Origin of the sequence: Streptomyces sp. NPDC047042 (genome assembly GCF_040644035.1) — a bacterium.
Lineage (GTDB): Bacteria > Actinomycetota > Actinomycetes > Streptomycetales > Streptomycetaceae > Streptomyces.
Genome location: NZ_JBEYVP010000028.1, coordinates 158,984 through 165,840, shown reverse-complemented (window position 1 = coordinate 165,840; position 6,857 = coordinate 158,984). Strand labels below are relative to the sequence as shown.

Annotated in this window: 6 protein-coding genes; all 6 read right to left on the bottom strand. The window is 69.8% G+C overall.

The features are described from left to right. Window positions 1-126 precede the first annotated feature (126 nt). The 6 genes from ABZ855_RS30670 to ABZ855_RS30645 are packed head-to-tail and all read right to left on the bottom strand — an operon-like array spanning window position 127 to window position 6,846. A complete protein-coding gene (locus ABZ855_RS30670) occupies window positions 127-1,713 on the bottom strand; it encodes an FAD-binding oxidoreductase (protein WP_360812330.1) in 1,587 nt (528 codons plus the stop codon). A 5-nt stretch (window positions 1,714-1,718) separates the two neighbouring features. Next, a complete protein-coding gene (locus ABZ855_RS30665; protein ID WP_360812328.1) occupies window positions 1,719-2,132 on the bottom strand; it encodes a nuclear transport factor 2 family protein in 414 nt (137 codons plus the stop codon). Continuing rightward, on the bottom strand, window positions 2,122-2,970 hold the full coding sequence (locus ABZ855_RS30660) for an SDR family NAD(P)-dependent oxidoreductase (RefSeq protein WP_360812326.1): 849 nt from the start codon (window positions 2,968-2,970) through the stop codon (window positions 2,122-2,124). Before ABZ855_RS30660 ends, ABZ855_RS30665 begins: the two co-directional genes overlap by 11 nt. Beyond that, complete coding sequence (locus ABZ855_RS30655; protein WP_360812324.1) at window positions 2,967-4,544, bottom strand: FAD-binding oxidoreductase; 1,578 nt, start codon at window positions 4,542-4,544, stop codon at window positions 2,967-2,969. The genes ABZ855_RS30660 and ABZ855_RS30655 overlap by 4 nt, the downstream gene beginning before the upstream one ends. Next, window positions 4,541-5,548 (bottom strand): alpha/beta fold hydrolase, encoded by a 1,008-nt coding sequence (locus tag ABZ855_RS30650; RefSeq protein ID WP_360812322.1) that lies wholly within the window; start codon window positions 5,546-5,548, stop codon window positions 4,541-4,543. The genes ABZ855_RS30655 and ABZ855_RS30650 overlap by 4 nt, the downstream gene beginning before the upstream one ends. Before the next feature lie 56 nt (window positions 5,549-5,604). After that, window positions 5,605-6,846 (bottom strand): acyl-CoA dehydrogenase family protein, encoded by a 1,242-nt coding sequence (locus ABZ855_RS30645; RefSeq protein ID WP_360812320.1) that lies wholly within the window; start codon window positions 6,844-6,846, stop codon window positions 5,605-5,607. Window positions 6,847-6,857: the final 11 nt, after the last annotated feature.

Below are 6,857 nucleotides of genomic sequence, written 5' to 3'. Positions count from 1 at the left end.
CGCTCGCCCCGGTGACGAACACACGCATGTTGAACTCCCCTGAGAAGTCGGCCTGTTGACAACCGTTGATGTCGGCCGGTGTGCTTCCACCGGGGCCCCACTGCATGTCCGTCTCTCTTCAGGTGTTCAGCGGGCGGGCCGGTGAGCGGCCGGCCAGATACCCTGCTTGCCCGGCGCGAGGATTCCGGCCGGATCGATCGCGTCCTTGAGCTTCTCCGTGAAGCGGCGCATCGCGTGGTCGTTGAAGTCGTACTGGTCGGTGACCAGGTCCATCGCGTCGAGATGTGCCCGGTACTCGCCGAACCCGGCCTTCGCCGTCTCGACGATCAGTTCTCGGCAGGCCGCGTAGGCAGCCGTGACCTGCTCCTGGTTGGTCAGGTCGTACAGGAACATCGTGACGTCCTGGGCGCTGCGCGGAGTGAGGATCAGACCGCCGATCTGGTCGAAGCCGTATTTCTCCACGATGCGCCTCGCCCGCTCGCGCTGTTCGCGCACCACGGAGCCGACCAGGGGGAGGACGGGCGAGAACCCGACGTGACCGCCCTGGGGCCCCCACCACTTCACCGACTCCAGCATGTCCAGGTTGGGGATGCCCGCGGGTACCTGGTGGGGCGGTGCGACGACGTCCGCTCCGGCGTCACCGGGGTAGGTCGTGCCGGTGACATCGGCTCCGTCGATCCGGGCGAACGCCTGCTTGATGACGGCGAACTTCGCGTCGACCACGGATCGCGGTCCGTACAGCGAGAAGCGCACGGTCCAGCGGCCGGTCCCCAGGTTGCGGCCGATCTCGTCGACCACTTCGTCGGGGACCGGCCCCTCGCCCTGGTACCAGTTCGACCGCGGTGCGATCAGCCAGGCGACGGAGAGCGCGCTCGCGACGGTCGGCACGCCGTCGATGATCCGGTCCAGCATCAGCTGCCGCAGGATCTCGACGAAGGGCTCGAGATCCTCCTCGCGGGGCACCCCGGCCGTGCCCACCAGGGTGCACTCCGGCGTCGGCATGAGCCACACGCCCATCTTCGTCACGATCCCGAAGTTGGACTGCATGAACAGGTCGCTGACGGACGGTCCGAAGGCCCGACGGTGCACATGCCAGGCCTTCGAGCCGGTCATCGCGCCCTGACCGGTCCGCAACAGGTCCCCGTCCGGCAGGACGACCTCCATCCCGCAGGCGCCGGCGGCGTGGTCCCCGTACACGCCGTAGCCGATCCCGTGGTCGAGCGCGTTGCCGATCACGCTCCCCCAGCCCAGGTCCGGCGTGGAGACCATCAGCCGATGGCCGCCGGCCCGCAGATGCTCGTAGAGGTCGGAGAACCGCACGCCGGGCTCGACGACGGCGTAGCCGAGTTCGTCGTTGACCTCGAGCACCCGGTTCATCCGCCGCAGACTCACCACCACCGAGCCACCGACGCGGGGAGCGGCACCGCCGTAGCCGTTGTTCCTGCCCTGGGAGACCGTCCACAGCGGGATCCGCAACTCGTTCGCGACGCGGACGATCGCCTGGACCTCTTCCACTGTTCCCGGGAAGACCACCGCGGAGGGCACGAACGTGTCCCGCCCGTCGAAGGAGTAGGGGTCACGGAACTCGGCCAGTTCGTCGGGGGCACTCAGCACATGCTGTTCCCCGACGATCAGCGCCAGCGACTTCAGTGCTCGGGAGAAGTCCTCGGCCGATACGTCCGGCGGCAGCGTCTGTGGCGTCTGAGGTGACATGTCCCTTACTCCGTTTCCCGCACTGCCGCGAACGACTGTGCCGTGTGCTGGGTGTCCATGTACTCGCGCAGTGTCCTGACCCGGTCGCCCGCGACCTCGTAGACGTTGGCGTACCGGTTGGCGTACGGGCTTCCGCCACGGAAGAAGCCGTTTCCCTCGGCCTCGGCGACGACCCATGAACCTTCGGCGACGAGACGGGTGATCTCCACCTGGGGGCCGGTCCCGTCGAAGAGGGCGAGCATCCCCGGGAGCACCTTGAGCATGGTCTCGCCGTCCATCGGGGTGCCCGCCCCGGGCAGGTCGTAGGACATGATCGTGTAGCTGAAGTCCGGCGTGATCAGCCCGCCGACGCGGTCCCAGTCCTGGCGGTTGAGGGCGTCCACGAAGGCCCTTACGACGTCCTTGGGGTCAGTTGCCATCAGAGTTCTCCTCGCGTACGGCAGCCCCGCGTCGGAACGCCGCCTCGATCGCGGCCGCGCGCTCGGCGACCATGGGGTACCACTCGGGGTGCGTGACGATGTGGGTCTCACCGCGGGCCAGGCCCGCCAGCACGACGTCGCCCACCTCCACCGGGTCCAGCCAGCGCAGCTTGGCCAGTTCCGGGTCGTCGGAGATGTCGTTCTGGACGAAGGCGCTGTTCGCCGCCCCCGCGGGCCTGGTGCGCAGGGACCGGGCGATGCCGCTGCGGACCGTTCCCGGTGCGAGGACCGCGGCGCCCACGTTCGAGTCCTCCCGCTCCAGCTCGTGCGCGAGCGCCTCGGTGAGGCCCATGATCGCGAACTTGGTCGTGGCGTACGCCCCGAGGCCGGGCATGTCGGCGACGAAGCCGCCCATGGAGGACGTGTTGACGAGGTACGCAGGCTCGCCGTGCCGCTTGAGGAGCGGCAGGAAGGCGTGCACGCCGTGGATGACGCCGGCGAGGTTGACGTCGAGGATCCACTTCCAGTCGTCGAGGGTCATGTCCGCGATGCGCGACTCGGGGGCCACCCCGGCGTTGTTGAACACCAGGTGCACCTTGCCGAACCGCTCCACGACCTGACCGGCCAGCGCCAGCACGCTCGCCGCGTCGGTGACATCGGTACGTATCCCCACCGCCCCGATCTCCTTGGCGGTCGCCTGCAGCGGGTCCTCCTCGATGTCGGCGATCACCACCTGGGCACCGCGCTCAGCCAGCCGCTGGGCGATGCCCTTGCCGATGCCCGACGCGCCGCCGGTGACCACGGCGACGAGTCCGCTCACCTCCTCGATCACGGTCATGCGACGGCCTTCCGGTAGGAGGCGGGCCAGACGCCGTGCCGGCCCGGGGAAAGGATTCCGTTCGGGTCCACCGCGTCCTTGATCCGCTCGACGAAGCGCCGGTAGGCGTGGTCGTTGAAGGAGTACTGGTCGGCCGCGAGGTCCATGAAGTCCAAGTGGGCGCGGTACTCGCCGTATCCGAGCGCCCCCACCCCGCTCACCAGCATCTTCGCGGTGTCCACCGCCGCGCGTACCTGCTTCTCGTCGCGTGTGTCGAAGCTGATGCTGCTGACGACGATGGCGCTGCGGTCGTTGATCGGGAAGATCGCGCAGACGAAGTTGGTTCCGGCCCGGTCGGTGACCAGCCGATGGATCACGTCCACGACGCGGCGCACCTCGCCGCCGGTGAGCGGTACCACCGGCGAGAAGCCGATGTGGCCGACGAACTCCGGGACGACCTCCATCAGGTCCATGCTCGGGATGCCGGCCTGGACCTTCTCCATGAAGGTGGTCAGCTCGCCCCACTCGTGGCGCGGGTAGGTGCGGTGGTGGTCGACGCGTGAGCCGTCGATGGCCGACCACGCCTCACGGATGCGGCGCAGATGGTGGTCGACGACGGGCCCGTCGCCCCACAGCGCGGTGCGCAGCCCCCAGCGTCCGATGCCGGTGCGGGTGGCGAGGCCGTCCAACGCCTCCTCGCTCGCCGGTCCCTCGGCGCCCATGAACTCCCCCAGCAGCTCGGGGAACTGGGCCGCCATGGTGATGGTGTTCTGCAGGTTCGGCACGCCCCGGATCACCCCGTCGAGGCGGAGTTCGCGGACGATGTCGACGGCCTGGGCGAGCTGGTCGTCCCGGGGGATGGTCAGGTACAGCGGCGCGTACGCCTCCGGGCGGCGCTGGAGCCAGACGCCCGCGCGCGTCACGATGCCGTAGTTGGACTGGATGAACAGCGGGTCGAGGACCGGGCCGAGGCCCCGCTGGTAGACGTGCCAGGAGGGGTTGTCGGGGATGGCTCCCATGCCGGTGCGCAGCACCTCCCCGTCTGCGAGGACCACCTCCATCCCGCACAGTTTCTGGAAGTCGGAGCCGTTCGGGCCGTAGGTGACGCCGTTGTCGAGGGAGTTGCCGATGACGCTGCCCCAGCCGAGGTCGGGGATCGAGCACCACAGGTCGCCGTTGCCGGACGCCTCCAGCGCTTCGTACAGGTCGAACCAGCGCACACCCGGCTCGACCACGGCGTACGCCAGTTCGCGGTTGATCTCCAGGACCCGGTTCATCCGGCGGAAGCTGATCAGGAGGGAGCCTCGGACGCGGGGCGACGGGCCGCCGTAGCCGTTGTTGCGGCCCTGGGAGGAGGTCCACACGGGGATGCGGTGCTCGTTCGCGATCCGTACGACCTCGCGCACCTGGTCGGTGGAGGTGGGGAAGACGACGGCGGAGGAGTCGTAGGTGCGGTCGCCCTGGAACCAGTACGGGTCGCGGTAGGTGTCGCGTTCGGCCTCGGTCAGCAGGACGGCGTCCGCCCCGACCACCTCGGTCAGGCGACGCACCGCCTCGTCCGGCAGCTCCGTGTGCTCCCGGCTGGTCGTCGTCATCGTGAGGTCTCCAGTCCGGCCAGCCAGGCGATGACCGGCTTGACCGTCTCGGCGGAGTTGGCCTCGAGGATCAGCCCGTGGCCGTTGCCGACGATGCCGGCGTCGGCCAGCGGGAGCAGTTCGGCGTCAGCGCCGACCGTGCGCAGGAACTCGACCAGGGGCGGGGACTGGGCCGCGCTGCCGGACGCGCTGCCGGTGACGACGGCGATCGGGGTGCCGCTGAGACCGGGGATGCGGTGGCCCGCGGGGTCGGCCTTCAGCCGGTCGGGGGAGTCGATGGCCGGCTCGGTGGTGAGTTCGGCGTACGTCAGGCCGTAGGTGATCTCGCCCAGGCCGGGGAAGTCGGCGTACGGCGGTCCCATCGGTTCGACGGCGACGATGGCCTCGACCAGGTCGGGACGCCGGTTCGCGGCGAGCCAGCCGCCCGGGCTGCCCGCGGAGTGGGTGATGAGAACCGCCGGGCCGATCCGGTCCAGCAGGGCCGCGATGCGCTCCCCGTCCAGTCGCTGGCCCTCGGCGAAGTCGGCCAGGAAGAAGCCCATCGCCGAGGTGAGCTGCTGGAACTCGGGGCCGTCGAAGGTGCGGTCCCAGGGCCACTGGGTGTGGGACCCGGCGGCTTCGGGGGGCGCGAACAGGAAGCTCGCGAACTCCAGTGGCAGCGGCGGGGCCACCGGCCCCAGTCCGTCCGGGTGGTGCGGGGAGCGGCCGTGGCCGGGGCGGTCGACGACGTACACCGCGTATCCGGCGCGTACGAGGTCGTAGGCCCAGCCCGGTCGGCCGTCCGGGGTGCCGAGCCAGTCGGTGCCCTGGCCGCCGCCACCGTGGATCAGGACGAGCGGGTGGGGGCGGGTGACCTCCACGGGGGCGAGCCACTCGACGTAGAGCGGTCCGCGCGGAAGGGTGCCGTGCGGGGTGGGGATCTGCTCGCCCGGTATCCAGAAGAAGCCGGTGCGGAGGGTGATCGGCTCGACCCGGTCGTCGAGATGGGGTGGGATGTCGGTCATGCTCGGTCGTCCTGTCTCGGCGGCCCAACAGGGAGGAGGGGGAGGGGAGTCGGCGGTCAGCGGGCCTCGGGCGGCGGGATCTCCAGGAGCAGGTTGGCCGTGTTGCGGAACGCCTGCTCGCGCAGCATCGGGTTGCGGTGGGTGAGGAGCGAGCTCATGTCGCGGAAGATCCGGTCGAACCGCTCACCCTGGCGCATGGAGCCGGAGCCCACGACGCGCAGCAGGTCATGTTCGAGCGTCTCCCAGAGCTGGATGATGATCTCCCGGACCACGCAGGCCAGGCTCCAGTCGTCGACGAAGGTGTACTCGCGGCTGCCGTCGACCGTGGCCCGGCAGTACTCCGCGTGCTGGGCGATGACGCCGTCCAGCGCCAGTTCGGCGGTCCTGATCTTTGTCCAGGCCGCGCCGTAGTGCCGCTGGTAGTCCACGTCGTACAGCCGGAGCTGGACGGGCGGGAGCGGGGTCTTGCGGCTGCGCATGAGGCGTTCGAACTCGTCGAGGGCGTGGTACAGGCCGCCCACGGCCAGGCTGGCCAGGGAGACGGTGAAGGTGAGCAGCCCGCGTCCGGCGTACATCGGGTTGCCGTGCAGCTGGGAGCCGACCGTGCCGTCCTTGACCGGGATGTCGATCATGTTGGCGTCCTCGACGACCAGTTCGGCCTCGACGAAGGCGTCGGTGAAGCGGATGCTCTCCGAGCCGGTGGCCTTCAGACCGGTCGACTCACCCCAGTTGTGCAGACGCTCGAATCTCTCCTCGGGTGCGAGGAACATGCCCATCACCGGGGCGGCGCCGTCCTCCTGCTCGACCATGCACTGGCCGAGGTACCAGGTGGAGTGGGGGATGCCGGAGCAGTAGTCCACGACGCCGTTGAGGACGTACCCGCCGTCGGTCTTCTTCGCCCTGACCGTCGGGGCGGACACCGACGCGGCCCGGAAGTCGTGGTTGCCGAACGCCCGGTCCTGGACCTCCTTGGGGTACCAGGACGCGACGTGGAGGGCGTGGTTCGCGGCCAGTGCGAAGCACCAGGCGCTGCCCATGTCACCGCGGGCGAGTTCCTTGCAGACCGCGAAGAACGTCCGGGGCGAGACCTCGAGGCCGCCGTACGTCTTGGGGACGAACATGTCGTAGAAGCCGTTCGCGACGAACTGCTCATGGAGGTCGTCGGGGAGGTGGGTCAGCCGCTCCGCCTCCTCCTGGCGGGCGAGCAACTCCTCGCGCATCGCTCGTGCCCGTCCGACGAGTTCCTCATCCGAGGGCGCGGCCAGGCCGGGCTGGGCGGCGGCGTGTGCTGTGGTCATCGAATCTCCTA